General features: G+C 61.2%; 21 protein-coding genes and 1 tRNA gene. 16 read left to right on the top strand and 6 right to left on the bottom strand.

What is annotated here, in order from left to right; all coding sequences use genetic code 11:
• The first annotated feature begins 232 nt into the window (after positions 1-232).
• Positions 233-1,597, top strand: a complete 1,365-nt coding sequence (locus ABRP87_RS02265) for a CitMHS family transporter (protein ID WP_023025023.1) — start codon at positions 233-235, stop codon at positions 1,595-1,597.
• A 64-nt stretch (positions 1,598-1,661) separates the two neighbouring features.
• Here the strand turns inward: ABRP87_RS02265 and ABRP87_RS02270 are convergent.
• Together ABRP87_RS02270 and ABRP87_RS02275 are read right to left on the bottom strand one after the other, a co-directional pair.
• A tRNA-Pro gene (locus ABRP87_RS02270) sits at positions 1,662-1,735 on the bottom strand.
• A gap of 67 nt (positions 1,736-1,802) precedes the next feature.
• Complete coding sequence (locus ABRP87_RS02275) at positions 1,803-2,690, bottom strand: metallophosphoesterase (protein ID WP_284771983.1); 888 nt, start codon at positions 2,688-2,690, stop codon at positions 1,803-1,805.
• Positions 2,691-2,733: 43 nt separating this feature from the next.
• Here ABRP87_RS02275 and ABRP87_RS02280 point away from each other — a divergent pair, with 43 nt between their 5' ends.
• Entirely contained in the window at positions 2,734-3,198 is a 465-nt protein-coding gene (locus ABRP87_RS02280) for a GatB/YqeY domain-containing protein (RefSeq protein ID WP_023025025.1), read from the top strand.
• A 3-nt stretch (positions 3,199-3,201) separates the two neighbouring features.
• Here ABRP87_RS02280 and ABRP87_RS02285 read toward each other — a convergent pair whose 3' ends face one another.
• A complete protein-coding gene (locus ABRP87_RS02285) occupies positions 3,202-5,673 on the bottom strand; it encodes a transglycosylase domain-containing protein (protein ID WP_284771982.1) in 2,472 nt (823 codons plus the stop codon).
• Between the two features lie 145 nt (positions 5,674-5,818).
• On the opposite strand from ABRP87_RS02285, the gene ABRP87_RS02290 reads away from it, so the two are divergent.
• The 4 genes from ABRP87_RS02290 (at position 5,819) to ABRP87_RS02305 (ending at position 7,684) form a co-directional block, all read left to right on the top strand.
• Positions 5,819-6,142: a WhiB family transcriptional regulator gene (locus tag ABRP87_RS02290; protein ID WP_005276491.1), complete on the top strand. Its 324-nt coding sequence runs from the start codon at positions 5,819-5,821 to the stop codon at positions 6,140-6,142.
• Between the two features lie 90 nt (positions 6,143-6,232).
• The gene (gene sp36, locus ABRP87_RS02295; RefSeq protein ID WP_126318073.1) at positions 6,233-6,391 is read left to right on the top strand and encodes a Sp36 family protein; all 159 of its coding nucleotides are present in this window, start codon (positions 6,233-6,235) and stop codon (positions 6,389-6,391) included.
• Positions 6,392-6,850 carry a RidA family protein gene (locus tag ABRP87_RS02300; RefSeq protein WP_284770741.1) on the top strand — a complete coding sequence of 153 codons (459 nt, stop codon included), beginning with the start codon at positions 6,392-6,394 and terminating at the stop codon, positions 6,848-6,850.
• Between the two features lie 18 nt (positions 6,851-6,868).
• The gene (locus ABRP87_RS02305; protein ID WP_349867472.1) at positions 6,869-7,684 is read left to right on the top strand and encodes an MBL fold metallo-hydrolase; all 816 of its coding nucleotides are present in this window, start codon (positions 6,869-6,871) and stop codon (positions 7,682-7,684) included.
• 88 nt (positions 7,685-7,772) lie between these two features.
• Here the strand turns inward: ABRP87_RS02305 and glxR are convergent, their stop codons facing one another.
• A complete protein-coding gene (gene glxR / locus ABRP87_RS02310; RefSeq protein WP_005276495.1) occupies positions 7,773-8,456 on the bottom strand; it encodes a CRP-like cAMP-activated global transcriptional regulator GlxR in 684 nt (227 codons plus the stop codon).
• A 341-nt stretch (positions 8,457-8,797) separates the two neighbouring features.
• Between glxR and nth the strand changes: the two genes are divergently transcribed.
• The 4 genes from nth (at position 8,798) to ABRP87_RS02330 (ending at position 12,009) form a co-directional block, all read left to right on the top strand.
• Complete coding sequence (gene nth, locus ABRP87_RS02315; RefSeq protein ID WP_349867474.1) at positions 8,798-9,451, top strand: endonuclease III; 654 nt, start codon at positions 8,798-8,800, stop codon at positions 9,449-9,451.
• A 4-nt stretch (positions 9,452-9,455) separates the two neighbouring features.
• Complete coding sequence (locus tag ABRP87_RS02320) at positions 9,456-10,052, top strand: TlpA family protein disulfide reductase (RefSeq protein WP_349867476.1); 597 nt, start codon at positions 9,456-9,458, stop codon at positions 10,050-10,052.
• Positions 10,049-10,750, top strand: coding sequence for an NUDIX hydrolase (locus ABRP87_RS02325; RefSeq protein WP_349867478.1), 702 nt, complete (start codon positions 10,049-10,051; stop codon positions 10,748-10,750). Before ABRP87_RS02320 ends, ABRP87_RS02325 begins: the two co-directional genes overlap by 4 nt.
• Positions 10,751-10,812: 62 nt before the next feature.
• Positions 10,813-12,009, top strand: coding sequence for a MarP family serine protease (locus ABRP87_RS02330; RefSeq protein WP_349867480.1), 1,197 nt, complete (start codon positions 10,813-10,815; stop codon positions 12,007-12,009).
• A 54-nt stretch (positions 12,010-12,063) separates the two neighbouring features.
• Here the strand turns inward: ABRP87_RS02330 and ABRP87_RS02335 are convergent, their stop codons facing one another.
• Positions 12,064-12,972 carry an alpha/beta fold hydrolase gene (locus ABRP87_RS02335; RefSeq protein ID WP_349867481.1) on the bottom strand — a complete coding sequence of 303 codons (909 nt, stop codon included), beginning with the start codon at positions 12,970-12,972 and terminating at the stop codon, positions 12,064-12,066.
• Between the two features lie 78 nt (positions 12,973-13,050).
• A complete protein-coding gene (locus tag ABRP87_RS02340; protein ID WP_502879271.1) occupies positions 13,051-13,554 on the bottom strand; it encodes a phage holin family protein in 504 nt (167 codons plus the stop codon).
• Between the two features lie 126 nt (positions 13,555-13,680).
• On the opposite strand from ABRP87_RS02340, the gene ABRP87_RS02345 reads away from it, so the two are divergent.
• The 6 genes from ABRP87_RS02345 to ABRP87_RS02370 all read left to right on the top strand — a co-directional run bounded on the left by ABRP87_RS02345 (position 13,681) and on the right by ABRP87_RS02370 (position 18,678).
• On the top strand, positions 13,681-14,397 hold the full coding sequence (locus tag ABRP87_RS02345; RefSeq protein WP_349867483.1) for an oxidoreductase: 717 nt from the start codon (positions 13,681-13,683) through the stop codon (positions 14,395-14,397).
• 350 nt (positions 14,398-14,747) lie between these two features.
• Positions 14,748-15,818 carry a septum site-determining protein Ssd gene (gene ssd, locus ABRP87_RS02350; protein ID WP_239268928.1) on the top strand — a complete coding sequence of 357 codons (1,071 nt, stop codon included), beginning with the start codon at positions 14,748-14,750 and terminating at the stop codon, positions 15,816-15,818.
• Complete coding sequence (locus ABRP87_RS02355) at positions 15,815-17,017, top strand: TadA family conjugal transfer-associated ATPase (RefSeq protein WP_349867485.1); 1,203 nt, start codon at positions 15,815-15,817, stop codon at positions 17,015-17,017. The genes ssd and ABRP87_RS02355 overlap by 4 nt, the downstream gene beginning before the upstream one ends.
• The gene (locus ABRP87_RS02360; protein ID WP_349867488.1) at positions 17,010-17,789 is read left to right on the top strand and encodes a type II secretion system F family protein; all 780 of its coding nucleotides are present in this window, start codon (positions 17,010-17,012) and stop codon (positions 17,787-17,789) included. The genes ABRP87_RS02355 and ABRP87_RS02360 overlap by 8 nt, the downstream gene beginning before the upstream one ends.
• Positions 17,786-18,409 (top strand): type II secretion system F family protein, encoded by a 624-nt coding sequence (locus tag ABRP87_RS02365; RefSeq protein WP_502879272.1) that lies wholly within the window; start codon positions 17,786-17,788, stop codon positions 18,407-18,409. Before ABRP87_RS02360 ends, ABRP87_RS02365 begins: the two co-directional genes overlap by 4 nt.
• Before the next feature lie 65 nt (positions 18,410-18,474).
• Positions 18,475-18,678 (top strand): DUF4244 domain-containing protein, encoded by a 204-nt coding sequence (locus ABRP87_RS02370; RefSeq protein ID WP_284771971.1) that lies wholly within the window; start codon positions 18,475-18,477, stop codon positions 18,676-18,678.
• The last annotated feature ends 4 nt before the right edge of the window (positions 18,679-18,682 follow it).

Below are 18,682 nucleotides of genomic sequence, written 5' to 3' on the forward strand. Positions count from 1 at the left end.
AAGTGAAATAATCCTAATACCAGCACGCCAGACCGGCTAAACATATAACTTCACCAACACATCCTGTCGTTTAGGCCTTTACCCAAAGCTATATATCCACGGCGGTCCAGGGTGATATGTGCGGCTCACCGCAGGAATGTGCGCTACCACACAGCAGTGTTTAACATTAGCTATACGTCTATTGGCTAATGGCGTGCGCCAGGCGGGCGCCAGTGACTTTTAAAGGAGCGCAATGCAGACCTCCCTGGGACTGACCCTGATGGGACTGGCCATCATCTTTGTGACGGTGGGCATCCTCATCCGGGGCCGCGTTAATCCCATTATTCCCATGACCTTGGTGCCCGTCATCGGCGCTGTGATAGCCGGTTTCGGCGTAGAAGATATAGCGGATTTCTTCGGCGAAGGCTTAAGCTCTGTCATCAACGTCGTGGTGATGTTCATCTTCGCCATCATTTTCTTCGGCATTTTGCAAGATGTGGGACTTTTTACTCCGGTGATCCGCAGCCTCATTAAGGCGACCCGCGGCAATGTCATGGCCGTGACCATTGGCACGGCCGCCATCGGTATCGTGGCGCACCTCGATGGATCGGGTTCCACGACCTTTCTTATTACGATTCCCGCATTGCTGCCGCTGTACCGGGCGCTGCACATGTCCCGCTATGTGCTGATTACCATCGTGGCCCTAGCCGCTTCGGTGATGAATATGGTCCCGTGGGGCGGGCCACTGGGGCGTGCCGGTGCGGTGGTTGAGCAAGACCCCAACGATATCTGGCTGCACTTATTGCCCATCCAAGGTGTGGCAGTGGTCCTCATCTTCACCATTGCCGCCCTGTTGGGATGGCGCGAAAAGCGCCGTTTGGTCAAGCTGCAGGAAAGCGGCGAAATCAAGGGCTCTATCTCTGTGGACGTGAATTCCTTGGCGGATGATTTTTCCGCCAAGCAGGCCGAGGAACAGCAGAAACTCGGGTTCAGGTACAGGAAATCCCGGTGGGTGACCATCGCGAATATCGTCGTTGCTTTGGCCGTGCTTGCTGCCCTGCTTTCGGGCTTGCTGCCACCGGCGCCCGCGTTCCTTATTGCTACCACCATTGCCTTGGTGGTCAACTTCGACGGCGCGATGGAGCAGGGCGATGCCTTGCGGCGCCACGCCCCCAACGCTTTGTCCATGGCTGGAGTGATCATTGCGGCCGCGATGTTTTTGGGCGTGCTCAATGAGACCAAGATGCTAGAAGAAATCGCGCTGAGCCTGGTGAATATTCTGCCGGAAGGAGTGGCACCGTATCTGCACGTCATCGTGGGATTCTTTGGGGTTCCGCTAGACCTGTTGACCTCCACGGATGCGTATTACTTCTCGGTACTGCCCATTGTCCAAGGCACGGTGGAGTCCTTCGGCGTCAGCGGAATGGGCGCTGCGAGCGCCCTCATTATCGGCAACGTGGTGGGAACCTTCGTCTCCCCATTTTCGCCAGCGCTGTGGCTGGCGCTGGGACTGGCGGATGGTCAGATGGGCAAGTACCTCAAGATAGCCTTCCCCATCGCATGGATATTTTCCATTATCCTCGTCGCCATCGCATTCTTTACCGGGATGCTGGCCTAAGCGGGCCTGGAATCCAAGGGCCCTATAGGGATAGAAATAGCCCGCAGTTTCCTGCGGGCTATTGTCGGGATAACAGGATTTGAACCTGCGACCTCTTCGTCCCGAACGAAGCGCGCTACCAACCTGCGCCATATCCCGGTCACTGCTTAAAAGCAGTACTGAGATACTTTAACGCATGGTGAATGAGATCGACAAAACGGCAGGTCTAGTCCACCTCAGTGATCCTCAACAGGGTGGCCGAGGGGCGGCAGAATAAACGCACCGGGGCGAATTTGGACGTGCCCAAGCCATTGGAGACGTGCATCTTCATCGGGCCGAAATCGTGCAGGCCCTGTGCGCGCGGGCGGTCGATGCCGCAATTGGTCACGATGGCGCGCGAACCAGGAAGGCAAATTTGCCCACCGTGGGTATGGCCGGAAAGGGAGAGCTGGTAACCATCGGCGGCGAACTTTTCGAGCACGCGCGGCTCGGGGGCGTGGAGTAGGGCGAGCGAGAGATCGGCGTCCTCGTGGGGCGGGCCGGCGATTTCGGAGTAATCATCCAAGTCGTGGTGCGGATCGTCCACACCGGCCACGGCGAGGCGAACATTGCCCACCTTGAACTCGTGACGGGCCTGGTTGCCGTCGTACCAGCCGTGCTCCACAAAGGCCGCGCGCATGCCGCGCCAAGGAAGATCCACGTAGGAGGGCTCGCGCTTTTTGCCCAGCAGGTATTTGAAGGGGTTGACCGGGCGCGGCGCCCAATAATCATTGGTGCCGAACACGAAGACGCCGGGCCGGACGAGCAGCGGGCCGAGCGCGCGCAGGGTATCGGGCACGGCCTGCTTATCGGAGAGGTTGTCGCCGGTATTGACCACGAGGTCTGGCTCCAGCGCATCGAGGGCGGAGACCCAATCGATCTTCGTCTGCTGGCCCGGGATCATGTGCAGGTCAGAAATGTGCAGCAGGCGGAACTCTTCTTCGCCGCGCAGGGTGCCTTTGGGCAGGAGCGGAAGGGTAAATTCCTTGAGTTCGAATTTCGTGAGCTCGCTAAAGCCCCAAGCAGCAACACCTAGGCCGGCGGCGACGCCGCCAAGAATCCGTTGAAGTTTCACAGCTTCTACACTACCTGCCTTAAATGGACGTATATTGAAAGGCATGAGCGAGCTAAAAGATACTATTCGAGCAGATCTGAAAACGTCGATGAAGGCCAAGGAAAAGCAGCGCACCAGCGCCATTCGCGCGTTGCTGGCGGCAATCCAGGCCGAGGAAACCACTGGGTCCCGCCACGAGCTAGAGGATGAAGACATCCTCAAGGTCATCGCGCGCGAGATTAAAAAGCGTCGCGAGTCCGCAGAGGTCTATGAAGAAAATGGCCGCCCGGAATTGGCAGAGGCTGAGCTTGCCGATGTCCCCTTCTTCGAGGCCTACCAGCCGCGCCAGCTCGATGATGCGGAGCTTAAGGCCTTGGTAGAAGAAGCAATTGCTGAGGTAGAAAAGGAAAACGGCGAAGCACCCACCATGAAGCAGATGGGTGCGGTCATGAAGGTGGCCAACGCAAAGGCCGCCGGCCAGGCCGACGGCAAGCGCCTTTCCGCAGAGGTAAAGGGCCAGCTTAACTAATCTTTAGCGGCCGAGGAGATTGCGGATATCGTTGCGGAAGTTATCGATATCTTCTTGGCGGATTCCAAAGTCCTCTGGGCTGAGGTTCAATCCGCCGCCGTTATTTCCTCCCCAGTTGCTCACACCGGTAGTGTTCGCGCTGCCGGTGTTATTTTGTGCGCCGGTCGTATTCGCACTGCCCACGCCGCTGGAGGGGGATTGGGTGGCAGAGGTGCCATCGGAAAGCTGCAGGGTAATCTCGGCGCCGTCCTTCTTGCCATCCTTCCCGGTAATCGCGCGCACCACTCGGCCGTAGGGGACATCCCCGCCGACGACGCGGGAGGTTTTTACCACATAGCCCTTGGCTTCAAGGGTGCTGCGGGCCTGTGACTCGTTTTTGCCGCGCAAGCTATCGAGCAACTTATCCCCGGTGGTGCCGTCATCGTATTTCTTATTGTAATTGGGCAGACCGCTCTGAGTAGCCTGCGGTAGCTGCGATGCCATGGTGAAAAATGTCTGCGCGGGCTCTAAGCCACCAAAGAGGTTGCCAGCACCGGTGCACTGGCGCACGGGGGAGGTACACAGAGGCTGGGTATCGGTGCCGTCGTTATAAATATAAGGAGCGGCGGCGAGCCCGTCGTTGAATCCCAAAAATGCCGAGGACTGGTTGGACTCGGTGGTACCGGTCTTGGCGGCGATGGGGGAGCTAAAGCCAGCGGCCTGGGCGGCATCCTTAGCGGTGCCCTGCTTGGCATCTTCAGATAGCGCATTGGCCAGGGCGTGGGCGACATCCTGGTCTACCGCCTGCTCGCACGGGGTCTCTTTGAGGTAGACCTCGTTGCCGTTCTTATCTAGGACCTTGTCAATGGGATTGGGCTCGCACCACCGGCCATTGGAGGCAATCGTTGCGCCGACATTGGATAGTTCCAGCGGATTTACCGGATTGGGGCCCAGGGTAAAGGAACCGGAATTGGCGTCCTTCGTGCGCTGCGCGATGGAGGTGTCCTTATCAAAGGTGCCCTTTTCGTCGTAGGAGCGCAGGCCGAGGCGCACCGCCATATCCACGATGGGTGCCACGCCAACTTGCTCGGTGAGCTTGATAAACGGTGTATTGGGTGAGTGGGCCAAGGCCTCTTGCAGCGTCATCGTGGCCTTATAATTGCCCGCGTTTTCCACGCAGTAGCGGTTGGCGGGGCAGTTATCAGCGCCGCCATGGCCAAGGCCTTCGGCTTCATAGCGGGTGGGCACGTCCACCGTATTCTTAATGCCGTAGCCAGCCTCGAGGGCGGCCGCGGCGGTAAAGGCCTTAAAAACCGAGCCGGCGCCATTGCCCACCAAGGAGTTGGTCTGCGGCAGCAGGGTTTCATTATTGTCCTGGTCCAGCCCGTACGCACGGGACGAGACCATGGCCAAGACCTTGCGGTCTGACGTGCCCGGTTCGATAACGTCCATCACCTCAGCGACGCCCTGGGCATCCGGGTTGGTACGCGACTGCACCGCAGATAGCGCCGTATCCTGCACCTGCGGGTCCAGCGTGGTCTTTACGGTATATCCACCGTGGGCGAGCTGGTCTTGGTCTAGACCCTTTTGCTCAAGGTACTGCAGCACAAAGTCACAGAAAAAGCCGCGATCATCTGCGCCGATACAGCCATTGTCCAGGGTATTGGGCCGCTTGCCGACGCCCAATTCTTCCCCCTTATACTCATCCGCATCCGCCTGCTCGAGATAGCCATTATCCACCATGGATTGCAGCACGACGTTGCGGCGGTCAAGCACCTCTTCCTCATTGGTATAGGGGTTGAGGCGCTCCGAGGACTGCACCATGCCGGCCAGCATCGCCGCCTGCGGCACCGTGAGGTCCGCGGCGTGGCTATCAAAGTAGGTTCGCGCGGCGGCCTCTACGCCGTAGGCATGGTTACCAAAGGAGACTAGGTTGAGGTAATTTGTGAGAATTTCCGACTTGTCTAGTTCCTCATTCATCTGCGTTGCCATGCGCATTTCGCGCAGCTTGCGGGTGGCGGATTGCTCGGTCGCCGCGGCCCGTTCTTCATCGTTTTGCGCGGAGACGAGCAGGAGGTAGTTCTTGACGTACTGCTGGTCAATGGTGGACGCACCCTGAGATACCCCGCCGGAGGTCAGGTTGGTCCACAAGGCGCGGAAATTGCCTTGGAGATCAACGCCGCCGTGCTCGTAAAAGCGCTCGTCTTCAATGGAGACGATGGCGTTTTTCATCGCGTCCGAAATCTCGTCACCGTCTACGGGGTGGCGGCGTTGGCTATAGACATAGGCCATATCTTTGCCCGAGGCATCCTGCACCGTGGTAACACCAGGGATATTGCCCGCTGTTAGGTCTTGCAGGTCCGATTGCATGGTCTGGTTGGTGCGGGCGATCGCTACGCCGGAAATGCCCGCGAAGGGGGCAAGCGCGAGCGCGATGAGCGCGGCTACCAAGACCGTGGACAGGGCTATCTTGGACAAAGATTTGAAGACAGTCACGCCCAATACCCTACGTGGTATGCCTAGCAATGGGGAAGGTGACCTGCACCCCCTAAAGTGTGACCTCGTAGACAATCTTGCGTTCTAGTGAATAGACTCAGGCCTCGGTACATAGTATTCCGTCTGGGAAGGAGCACACTCACCCATGACCGTTCGAGTGAAGACTGCGGGAATGTCCAATACAGCCCGAAATCCCGAGCGTGGTGAGTGGGTCACTCAGGCAAAGTGCCGCAATGAGGACCCAGACGCATTATTCGTGCGCGGCGCTGAACAGCGCAAAGCCGCCGTCATTTGCCGCCACTGCCCCGTATTAACGGAATGCCGCGCAGACGCCCTTGATAACCGCGTGGAATTTGGCGTGTGGGGTGGGTTGACCGAGCGCCAGCGCCGCGCCCTCCTGCGCAAGAACCCCCACATCACAGACTGGGCCAATTACCTGGCTAAGGGTGGCGAACTCGTCGGCATTTAAGGCGGTCAGAGGCGTGACTGCCCGCGCAGCGGCGGCAGCGCTGCGCAATAGGGGCGGCATAAGTCGTATTAAATCGCTAGAATAAAACCCATGACTAAATGGGAATACGCAACCGCACCAGTACTGACCCACGCCACCAAGCAGATTCTTGACTCCTGGGGCGAAGATGGATGGGAATTGGTCTCCATCACCCCTGGCCCGAACCCAGAGAACGTGGTGGCCTACTTCAAGCGCGAGGTGGCAGAGTAAATGAGCTTTTCCGCTCGCTTGAAAGAATTAGGGGTGGAGCTGCCGGGCGTCGCTAAGCCGCTGGCTTCCTATGTGCCGGCGCTGCGCGTGGGCAACCAGGTATGGACCTCTGGCCAGCTTCCCTTGGTAGATGGCTCCCTGCCGGTGACCGGCAAGGTCGGCGCTGAGGTCACTACGGAGCAGGCCCAGGAACAGGCTCGCACCGCCGTGCTCAACGCGTTGGCGGCTGTCGATGCGGAGATCGGGCTGGACAATATTTCCCGCGTGATCAAGATCGTTGGCTTCGTGGCTTCGGATCCCAGCTACGAAGAACAGCCCGCGGTGGTCAACGGGGCATCGGATTTCATCGGGGAGGTATTCGGCGAGGCTGGCACGCATGCGCGTTCTGCAGTCGGCGTAGCTGCCTTGCCAAAGAATGCCCCGGTGGAGATCGAATTGATCGTAGAGATCGCTGAGTGATCGGTTAGGCTGGTAGGCATGGAGCACCCCGCATACAGTCAATTGCGTCCCGTAAGCCAATCCGTTGGCGTAGTTCTTTGTGATAATCCCAGCTATACCGCCCTCGAGGGCACGAATACCTGGATTATCAGTGCCGCTGAAGACTCTCGGTCGATCGTCGTAGACCCGGGGCCGGAAGATGAAGGCCACCTCAACGTTGTGCATCGCCATGCCGGTGAGGTGGCTTTAATTCTGCTTACCCACCGCCACGATGACCACGCTTCGGGCGCGCAACGGCTTCGGCAGATGACCGGCGCGCCCATCCGCGCCTTCGATCCCAGCTATTGCAATGGCGCGGAGGCGTTGCAGAATGGTGAAATTCTGACTTTGGAAGGCATCACCCCGCAACTGGAGGTCCTGCACACGCCGGGCCACACCGCGGATTCCACGTCCTTTTTCGTGTGGAGCGGTGAGGTAGAACATTCCCGGCTAGAAGGCATTATCACCGGCGATACCATCGCGGGGCGCCACACCGTTTTGCTTTCAGAAACGGACGGTGATTTGGCCGATTACCTGCATACCCTGGACGTGCTGGAATCTCGCGGCAAGGATGTTCCGCTCTTCCCAGGCCACGGGCCGGATTTGGAAGATACCTCGCAGGTGGCGCGCAAGTACATTGACCGCCGCCACTACCGCCTAGACCAGATCCGGGAAATTCGCTCCCGGCTGGGCGATGACGTGGATCTGACCACCTTGGTCAATGAAATGTATGACGATGTGGATCCGGTGCTGCGCCATGCCGCAGAGCAGTCCACGCGCACCGCGTTGAAGTACCTCGACGGTACAGACAACTAACGCGCTGCGCGGCAGGCAGCCGGTTTAAAACGTTTATTCCCTCCACCCCTAGTGCTTATGCACGGGGGACGGAGGGAATTGTTTGGTTTTAGCGCGCTCGGCGGGCGAGGTGCTCGGTATCGACAATGAGCACGGACTTGCCCTCGAGGCGAATCCAGCCGCGGTGGGCGAAGGTGGCTAGGGCCTTGTTAACGGTCTCGCGGGAAGCGCCCACCAGCTGGGCAATCTCTTCCTGGGTGAGATCGTGGTTGACGCGCAGCGCGCTGCCTTCCTGGACACCGAAGCGGTTAGCCAGCTGCAGCAGGGTCTTGGCAACGCGGCCGGGCACATCGGTGAAGATGAGGTCCGCCAAGTTGGCGTTGGTGCGGCGCAGGCGGCGGGCCAGCACGCGCAGCAGCTGCTGGGCGATGGCGGGGTGATCGCTGACCCACTTATCCAGCAGCTCGGAGTTCATGGTGGCGGCCTGGACCTCGGTCACGCATACGGCAGACGAGGTGCGTGGGCCCGGATCGAAGATGGAGAGCTCACCGAACATATCGGAGGGACCCATCACAGTCAGGAGGTTTTCGCGTCCATCCGGGGCGTGGCGGGCGAGCTTAATCTTGCCGGAGGTGATGATATACAAACGGTCACCGGGCTCGCCTTCATCGAAGATGGTGGTACCGCGCGGGAAGCGCACTGTCTCCATCTGCTCGAGAAGATTCTGCACTGCTACGGGATCAACGCCTTGGAAGATTCCGGCGCGGGAGAGGGTGTCCTGTACGCCTTCCACGTTTTACTCCTTGGATGTCGACTGCGAAAAGTCACTAAAGTGCTTGGGCCACATCCTTTTGCGGGCTCCAGGGAGGCACGCTAATGCGGAACAAGCGGGGTCAATTTTTAGCGTACCCCATTTTACAGTGCAGTTAGTCACTTTTGGACACTGTCCCCATAATGGTCACACGACAGAAATGGGTTCACTTACGCTCCTAGCGTTACAGCCAGCGGATTTCCGGCTAATCGGCGAAGACAACTGCTTCCAATTTTTCCATGAGGAGGGCGAAAAGGGCGATACCAAGCGGTACAAAAATAACAAGTGAAATCATGTATTCCTATCCTACTAAGCTTGGCGGCATGAGTTCATCACTGCCGGCCACCGCGGCCCCGAGTAAGAGAGCGCCCATCATTAACGAGCGATTGGCAAGCGAACACCCCGATGCGCGGTGCGAGCTCGATTTCGACTCTCCCCTCCAACTCTTGGTGGCCACGGTGCTTTCCGCGCAGTGCACGGATGCGCGCGTGAATTCGGTAACCCCTGAGCTGTTTCGCGCCTATCCCACCGCTGCCGATTATGCGGCAGCCAGCCGGGAGGATCTGGAGGCGATCCTGCGGCCGCTGGGGTTTCAGCGGGCGAAGGCGGGGCATCTTATGGGCATCGGCGAGCGCTTGGTTTCTGAATCCGATGGCGAGGTGCCACAGACCGTAAAGGAACTGACCTCCCTGCCTGGGGTGGGCCGCAAGACGGCGCTGGTGGTGCTGGGCGATGCCTTCGGGGTACCGGGCCTTACCGTGGATACGCACTTTAGCCGCCTGATGCAGCGCCTGGAGCTGACGGGGGAGAAGACGCCGGTGAAGATAGAAAGGGACATCGCCAAGCTCATTGCAGAGGCCGAGTGGACGATGTTTTCCCACCGCATCATTTTTCACGGCCGGCGCGTCTGCCATGCCCGGAACCCGGAGTGTGGGAATTGCGTGGTGCGGGATCTGTGCCCGGCTGCATTAAGCTAGCGGTATGAAAAAATACGTCTTCGGCACCGTCATTGCGGCCATTGTCATCGCAGCCCTCGTGGTGGTGGGGGTCATGCAGCTGCGTGGGGATGACAACGACACGGGCGATTCGGCGCAGGCCCCTGGCGCGGGATCGGAATCGGGCTCGGCGGGTGACCAGGACGTGGCCGAGCGCCCAGATTGCCCCGCGGGGCCCATCGCCGGAGTGGAACTGGAATGCTTGGGCGGCGATGATGCACGCGAAGGGGACAAGGCGGATGAAGGCATTACCATCGCCAATGTGTGGGCATGGTGGTGCGAGCCGTGCCGCGCGGAATTGCCCCACCTGGACGAGGTGGCAAAGTCTCACCCTGACTGGAAGGTCATTGGGGTGCACGCGGATAAAAACGCCGCCAACGGGGCTGCCTTTCTCAACGATGTGGGAGTAGACCTGCCGAGCTTCCAAGATCCGGATAATAGCTTCGCGGGCACGCTGGGACTGCCGGGCGTGGTTCCCGTGACTGTGATTCTCCGCGATGGCGAAGTGATAAAACAGGCGGCGCAGCCGTTTACCTCTGCGGGCGAGATCGAAAAGACGGTTGAGGAGGCGCTTGCTGGATGAGTAAATTATGGCCCGAATACGCGCCCGAGTGGATAAAACCCGCGCTGGGCGTCGATACGAGTCAGGTGCAAGAGCTCATTGGTAAACGGCAGGCATCGCAGCTCAATGGCTCGGAGGAAGAAGTGCCGATCAAGCGAGAAGCCGCTGTGCTGATGTTGCTGAGCGGGAACAGCGTGGAGAATGGCGAAATTTTGCTGACGCACCGCTCGCCGTCCATGCGCTCGCATTCCGGCCAGATTGCCTTTCCCGGCGGCCGGCGGGATCCGGGCGATACCTCGCTGGTAGATACCGCGCTGCGGGAGGCATGGGAGGAAACCGACCTGCAGCGCCACACGGTCACGCCCTTAGAACAGTGGGAACAGCTGCACATTCGCGCCACTGGAAATCCGGTAAGCCCGATTTTGGCCCACTGGAAGCAGCCGGGCGAGGTCTATCCCGCAAGCCCGGCGGAGACCGACGATGTGTTTTTCGTTCCGATTAAGGAGCTCATTGATCCCCGCAACCGCCTGCTGGTGGGCTTCAAGCAGTGGCAAGGGCCGGCGTTTTATGCCAATGACTACGTGATTTGGGGCTTTACTGCCGGGGTGCTGGCAGCGTTATTGGATCATTCTGGGTGGAGCGTACCGTGGGATAACAATTCGGTCATAGACCTGCGTGACACCCTCAAAAAGTCCCGCAATAATGAGAAGATGTCCTAATTGCCCGCGCGCTTAAGGCGTCGGGGGACGCACGAGATTTCGATGAAGAAAGAACCAAATCCATGACTGCTGCGCTCATTGTTGACGGCTTGATCGTGCTTGCCGTATTAGCAGCACTGCTCAGTGGTTGGCGCAATGGCGCGCTCGCCGCGGTGCTCTCTGCCATCGGGATGGGCGCGGGCCTTGTGGTGGGCATCGCCGTAGCGCCTAGCGCATTGCGCAAGGTAGACGAGCCTTCGCTGCGCCTGCTCCTGCTCGTTGGCATCCTGGTTTTGCTGGTGGGCATTGGGCAAATCATCGGTTCCTCCCTGGGCACCAGCGTGCGCGATCGCATGAAGGCGCGCAGCACCCAGCGGATAGATTCGTTATTCGGCGCGGTTTTTCAGTCCTTCATCGCGCTCATTGTCATCTGGATGATTTCCATTCCCGTGGCCACCAATTTGGGCGGATCCGCGGGGCAGGGGCTGCGCGATTCCCGCATCCTGAGCAACCTCAACGCGGCCGCACCGACGCGCCTGGCTTCCCTTCCCAATGGCGTGGCGGCGTTGCTCAATGAATCGGGGCTTCCGCCCTTGGTCTCGCCGTGGGAAAATTCCATCAGCGGCAAGGACGTTGAGGACCCCGCCCCAGACGTGCAGGATCCGGAGCTGGTGCGCAGCATCCGCCCGTCCATCATTCATGTGCTTGGCGATGCCGAAGAATGCTCCCGCCGCCTCATGGGTTCCGGTTTTGTGGTGGATAATGACTACGTGGTCACCAATGCGCACGTAGTGGCCGGCACCCAAACGGTGAGGTTGGATACGAAGCTCGGGCTGAAAGACGCCACGGTGGTCTACTACAACCCAGAGGTCGATATCGCCGTCTTGCATGCGCCGGATCTGGGTATCCAGCCCCTGCCGTGGGCGCAGCAGTCGGCGCAGACCGGCGATGATGCCATGGTTATGGGCTTCCCACACTCCGGTCCCTTTAATGCGGAAATGGCCCGGGTGCGCGATCGCATCACCATCGCCGGGCCAGATATCTACTCCCAAGGCCGGGTAGAGCGCGATTCTTATACCGTGCGTGGCAATATCCAACAGGGCAATTCTGGCGGCCCCCTAGTCAATACCGCGGGCGAGGTCTTGGGTGTTATCTTCGGTGCCTCAGTGGATGATTCTGAGACCGGATACGCACTGACTGCAGATGAGGTCATCGGCAACATTGGGGATGTCACCCAATTGCAGCGCCCAGTAGAAACCGGCGAGTGCGTGGCGCACTAGCTTTCGTATTAGATCCGCGTGGGGTATGTCTCCCCACGCGCCGCCCTACGCGCCCTACGCGTCGAGCCAGCGGCGCAGCTCGTCGACGAACTCCTCAGGGGCCTCGAGGAAGGGCAGGTTCTTGGCCCCTGGTATCGAGGTGGCGCTAAATCCCGCGCGGGCGCGCAGGGAGGCCCGCTGGATGACGGGGTTCCACAGGCGCTGTTGGGCGTGGATGAAAAGGACGGGGCGCTTGACGGCTAGTTCGGACCAGTTCAACGGCACCACGGCGGTGCGCATTCGGTGGTTCCATAGGATCCCGCGGCGCACCTTGCCAATCTGGGAGGCGCGCAGGCGCAGGGCAAGGATGGACTCTAAGGTGGCATTGGCAAGCGCGGGCCCCGTATCCAAACTGAGCTCCTTGCGGTAGGCCCGGGGGCTGAGCAGCAGGGTATTCGCGCGGGTGACCTTAGGCAGGTGGCAGAGGAGGGAACGCAGGATCATCCACCCAAAATCCCAGGGGCGGGCGGCGATGGCGCGGCGGATATCAACCGGGTGCGCGGCCGAGACCGAAACCAAGCCGCGGACGCGATTGGGGCGCTCGGCGGCCAGGCACCAGGCCACCGCGCCACCGGTATCGGCGCCGACGACATAGGCATCATCGTGGCCCAATGCCTGGATGAGGCCATCCAGATCCCCGACCAGGGTGCGGATATCTTGGCCGGGATCGATGGGTGGCTTATCGGACATGCCAAAGCCGCGCATATCCACCGCGGCGACGTGGTACCCGCACTGGGCGAGGGGACCTATGACCTCCTGGAAATCGAACCAGCCGCCGAATGCGCCGTGAATAAAAACAACGAGGGGATCGGCGCTATCGCCCGCTATGGCCACGTGCAGGCGGATGCCCCGGGTGTGGACAAACTCGTGCGCAAAGGGTCCTTCCAGCTCAACCGTGGAGGGGGGAAGTGGTGCTAAGGCCATGGAGGGCAAGGCGCCTTTCTATGTGTACAGAAAATCCGCCCCAGGAAAGGCTGAGGCGGATCTCATGGTGCGTGCGGTTTAGGTGTACAGGCCGTGAGTGTCCTTCCGGTCCAGCGACTTCTGCGCCTTGCCCGGAATCAGGTTCTTGAGTTCCTTGGTGGAATCTATGGTCTTCTGCGGTGCCTTAACCTTCTTGACGTTCTTGACTCCGAGCAGGGCGAGGGCGCCGGCCGCCACGATCATCACGAGGAAGACGATCAAGAAGGCTGCCCAGCGGTCCAGCCAGAGGGCGAGGAGCTCAGCGAGGAAGAAGAAAAAGAAGAAGGAGCTGTACAGCGCGATGGTGCCGGCCGCACCGAAGAAGCCGGCACCGATGCCGCCCTTCTTTGCGGACTGCGCCAGCTCCGTCTTGGCCAGCTCTACCTCAGAGCGCACGAGCTGGGACATCTGCTCGGTGGCATTGGAGACCAACTTGCCGATGGAGGTTTCGGAGGACGATGCATCAACATCGCTCAAAGGAATCGAATTAACCTTTGGTGCGAATTGATCGGTGCCGTCAGTAAATAATCCATCGTTGCTCACGATTAATTCTCCTCGTTTTCATCTAAACCTTGTAACGGCCCCAATGATAATAGATACAGCGCGGTTTTATGGTGCCGCGCCAACGATAGGGGGCCTTCGGGGCTCGGGGCGTCTAGGGCTATCCTAATGTATATGCCAGAAAATGACGCGTTATACCCGCTATTTCGCCTCCCGGGGGTGAAAGAAGGTGCGGAAAAGGCCGCGGCTGCCATCGCGCGCGCCCACCGCAGGCCCGCCGGGCTGCGCAGGTATGAGGTCATCTCTGCGGAGTCCTTGATGCGCGGGGCGCGCGCCAGCGTGGCCTTGGATGGGCATTCCATCCCCCCGCATCCTGGCCCGGGTGATGTGGAAAGCGGGCCGCTCGCCGGCGCGGTCAGCGCGTATTCCGTGGTAGCACCTGAGGTGGTAGATTCCACCGTCCGCTCCTTTGCCCGCGCGCCGCTGCAAGTGCTCGCGCGCATCGATGTTGCGGCCGGCGGCAACGGGATCCCCAGCGGCGATAGCGCGCGCTTGCAGGGCCTGGCGCGCCTGATTGCGCAGGGCAGCGGCCCCGCATTCCGCGATCTTTTGCCGAGCGTCGTGCACGCCGAAATCGCGGCAGGCGAATTCTTTGGCCCGCGCAGCGGCGTGGTGGCGCGGGTTGCGGCCCGCCTGGCCGCCATACACACCGGCTTTGATCCTCGCGGGTTCGCCGTGCCAGAGGTGTATTTCCACCGCCATTCCACGGCCTACCACGAGTGCCGCGCGAACTACCGCGACAGCCCCGGTGAGGTGGTACTTTTCCACCTTTCCGCTTGGGAGGTAGGCGGCAAAGAAGCCGATGCCATCGCCCGCGCGGCCTAACCGTACGCCCGTATCCGGTAGGCGGTGAACATCCATTCGGTGCTGGTCAGCGCCGTGCAGGTAGATAATTTTTCTTAGCTGTTGTGATCGGGTAATGAACGTGTCATAATAAGCGGTGCAAGGCCCCGATATACAGTGTGGCCTGCCCCGGCTCGCCCCCCGAGGCCGGGTTACTGACGGCCCGCGCGCACCCCCCGATGCGCGGGCCGTCACCTATATCTACGGTTATCCACAAGGCTTAGTTGAAAATGCAACTAACTGAGCGCTAGGTGGTGCCTTTCGCGCATTTATCCACAGACGGGAAGTTCCATCCCTAGTGTAGGTGGAGCGGGTGCTTCAGGCTAGGGGGCATGAATACAGCACAGTCTCGCTCCACCATCGTCGTTGCCATAGGCGAGGAAGCCTTGCGCGCCGAGGCGGTTCATGCCGCTGCGGCGACCAGCCACGAGGTCATTGCGGTCGCCGATCCTCGCGATATTCCGCGCAGCCTCGTCGGGGCTTATACGGTCTTGGTCGATGCGCTCATGGCGCGCGTCCTCGCCTCGGCCCAAGCCGCACAGATCGCGCCCGCCCCGGTGCTTTTCCTCGCCGCGGACCCGGGGCCCATCGATTATGAGGCGGCACTTGCCTGCCATGCGGACCGCGCCTTTATTATCCCCGCGGAGATTAAAGATCTGCTGGCGGCAATCGCCCAAGCCGCGCACCCACCGGAAGACCACCTCGGTAGCGCCACCATCGCGGTGGTGGGCGCCAGCGGCGGGGTGGGTGCCTCTACCTTTGCCGCAGCCCTGGCGCGTTCCCACTGCGCGGCGGGTGAGCAGGCGCGGGCGCTGCTTGTCGATGCCACCGCGCACTCCGGCGGCCTCGATCTCCTCCTCGGCGTGGAGACCTTGCCAGGCGCCCGCTGGCCGGAGCTCAATATTGGCGATGGCAGCATCGATGCTGCTGATCTGTACCGCGCTTTGCCGTCTACCGCCGATGGCATAGCGGTGCTATCGGCAGCGCGCAGTACAGTGAAAGACACCTTCACGCTAGATGCCACGCTCTTGGCGGCGGTGACGTCTGCGGCGCACGCGGGCGAGGGCCTGTGCGTGGTGGATTGCACGGCCGAAAATATCCCTGCTTCCTGCACACACGTGGTGCTGGTGGTGGCAGCGGAGGTGCGCTCGGCAGCGGCGGCCGCACAACTCATCCTGCGCCTGGATGAGACGCGACGCGACATCGTGGTGGTCCTGCGCCAACGGCAGTGGGCGGCGCTCAGCGCGCCAGAGGTAGAAGACATCATCCACCACCGAGTTAGCGCCCAATTGCCCACCGTGCGCGGGCTCACCCGCAGCATCGAGATCGGTGGGCTACCGGCCCGGCTTCCCGCAGCACTTGCCAAAACCGCCCGTGTGGTGCGCGAGGAGGTAGGGGTATGAGCGCGGCGATGGATAGCTCGGCCGAAAACATGGAAAAGACCATGGAGAAGATGCAGCGCGTCATTGCCGCCGAGCCGGATCTGGTGCACGACGCCTCTAGCCTGGCGCGGCGGATCCGGGAGGAAGCAGGGGTTATCAGTGACGTCGCCGTAGTGGATCTGCTCCGGCGCCTGCGCCAGGATGCCACCGGCATGGGGCCACTGGATGCCTTATTGGCCCGGCAGAGCGTCACCGATGTCGTGGTCAACGGGCCCGAAGACGTCTTTATGGACCGCGGTGAAGGATTAGAGCGCAGCGATATCACCTTTCGCAACGATGGGGAGGTGCGCCAGCTTGCCTCCCGGTTGGCCGCGGCCTCGGGCACGCGGCTTGATGATGCCCAGCCTTTTGCCGATGGCCGCGTCACGCGCCCCGATGGCGTCGTGCTCCGCGTGCATGCACTTTTAAGCCCACCCGCAGTGGGCGGGACGTGCATTAGCCTGCGCGTATTGCGCCAGGCACAGACCACCCTGCCGCAGTTGGTGGCCAATGGCACCGTGCCGGAAGACATCGGCCAGCTGCTTGCCGCGATGGTGAAAAAGCGACTGTCCTTCCTCGTCATCGGCGGCACCGGTTCCGGCAAGACGACGCTGCTCTCGGCGCTATTGGGAACCGTATCCGAGCGCGAGCGCATCGTGGTCATCGAAGATACGGCGGAGCTATCACCCCATCACCCGCATTGCGTGAGCATCGTCTCGCGCCGGGCAAACGCGGAAGGCAGCGGCGAAATCACGATGGCGCAATTGCTGCGGCAGGCGCTGCGCATGCGCCCGGACCGCATCGTCGTCGGCGAGATTCGCGGCCCAGAGGTAGTCGATCTGCTCGCCGCGCTGAATACCGGCCACGATGGCGGCGCGGGTACCTTGCACGCCAATTCCCTCTTTGAGGTACCCGCCCGCATGGAGGCCCTCGGCGCGCTCGGCGGCCTGGACCGCAGCGCCCTGCACTCGCAATTGGCGGCCGCCGTCAGCGTGGTCCTCACCATGGAGCGCACGCCGCACGGCCGGCGCTTGGCCCATATCGGCGTCTTAGAAGGCAATCCGGTCACCCCGCGCATTGTCTGGAGCGCGACCGAGGGGCCCGCGCCTGGCTTTGCGGAATTCTCTGCTTCGCTGCTGGATGACCCGCACGAAGAAGAAGGAGGTCAGGCGGATGCTTAGTTTCTTACTTCTCGCCGCAGCCCTCTTGCTGTCTGCGCCCTCGAGCGCGGCCCGCATCGCCGGAAAGGACGGCCGTATAAAGGCCAGCTCCTTGGTCATCTTGGGGGCCGTATTCTGCGGCAGCTTGGTTTTCTTCTCGGTCGGCCGGATAAGCATTGCGGTCGCGGCAGCGATCATCGCCTGGTGCGTGTCGTGGTATATCAAGGACGTCATGGCCGCCCGCACGCGCCGGCGTGGCCGCGAGGCCCTGGCCGGATACTTCGGGGTCGTCACCGCTGACCTGCGCGCCGGGGCAACCCTGGCAAGTGCGCTAACGCGCGGGGCGGAGTCCCTTCCCTCGACGACGCCGCGGGATATGAGCGCGGCCTTAGAATCCACCGCTACGGCGGCGGCGCGCGGTGCGCCCCCACACGTGGCGCTCTCTGGCGCCCATGCGGATGCAGAACTAACCCGGCTGGGCCACCTGCTCGAATTATCCACCCAGCACGGCATCGCGGTGGCCAGCCTTTTTGAGCAGGCTCAAAGCCGGATGGATGCGCTGCGCCGCCACCACCAATCCACCGCGGCCGGGTTGCAGGGACCCCAAGCAACGGCCACGGTCTTGGCTTGCCTTCCCATCGCGGGCATCGCCATGGGCGGGTCGATGGGGGCCAATTCGCTGGGCTTTTTGCTCGGCGGGGGATTAGGCGGAATCCTGCTGGTCATCGGGGTGGGGCTTGCCTGCGGCGGCTTTGCCTGGTCCCGCGTCATCATCAGGAAGGCGGCACCGTGATGGCCTTTATCTGCTTAGCGCTGGCCGTGCTGGTTGGGCTGCCGGCCACCACGGGGCGGCTGGGACCGGCTACGGTACAAAACTCAGCGCAGCACACGGCGAAGACCCCGCGCGCCGGCCCGACGAAGCGCGATGGCGCGACAGTGCGCGGGGGATTGATGAGCAAACTCCAGCCCTCTACCACCGTGGATCCACTCCTTGTGGCCGGGGATATCGAGCTTTTCGCAGCTTGCCTGAGTGCGGGCCTGACGGTGCACGCCGCTGCTACGGCGGTCGCGCGCACGGCAGCGGCCGATACCCAGCACCTGTGGGAGACGGTATCCGCGCTCCTAGGAGTTGGCGTGCCCACGGAATCTGCATGGGACCACATGAAGGGCCATGCGGGACTAGAGGACGTGGCGGGGCTTGTCATCTTATCGGGCCAGTCCGGCGCCACCATAGCCTCCGGATGCACGCAAATCTGTACTTCTTTGCGCGCTGAAGCATCTGCTCACGCTACGGCTAAAGCAGAGCGCGCAGGAGTATTCATTGCCCTCCCGCTGGCAGTGTGCTTCCTGCCAGCATTCATCGTTCTTGGCCTCGCGCCCGTAGTAATCAGCTTGGGCGCGCAGCTTTTCTAGATGCACCATTGTTCACTTCTACTCAACCACTCAACCACCACACCTTTAAGAAAGGACTCTCCATTATGTCTGCACTAATTATTAAGTACTCCCAGCTCACCCGCGCCCTAGTCCGCAACGATGAAGGAATGAGCACCATTGAATACGCCATGGGATCGCTCGCGGCCGCGGCACTTGCCGGCGTGCTGTACATGGTCATCAACGGCGGCGGCGTGGTCGATGCCATCGAGGGAATTATCACCGATGCGCTATCGAATACCCCGAGCTAACCGC

The sequence above is a fragment of the Corynebacterium sp. KPL2830 genome, assembly GCF_040225635.1.
Classification (GTDB): domain Bacteria; phylum Actinomycetota; class Actinomycetes; order Mycobacteriales; family Mycobacteriaceae; genus Corynebacterium.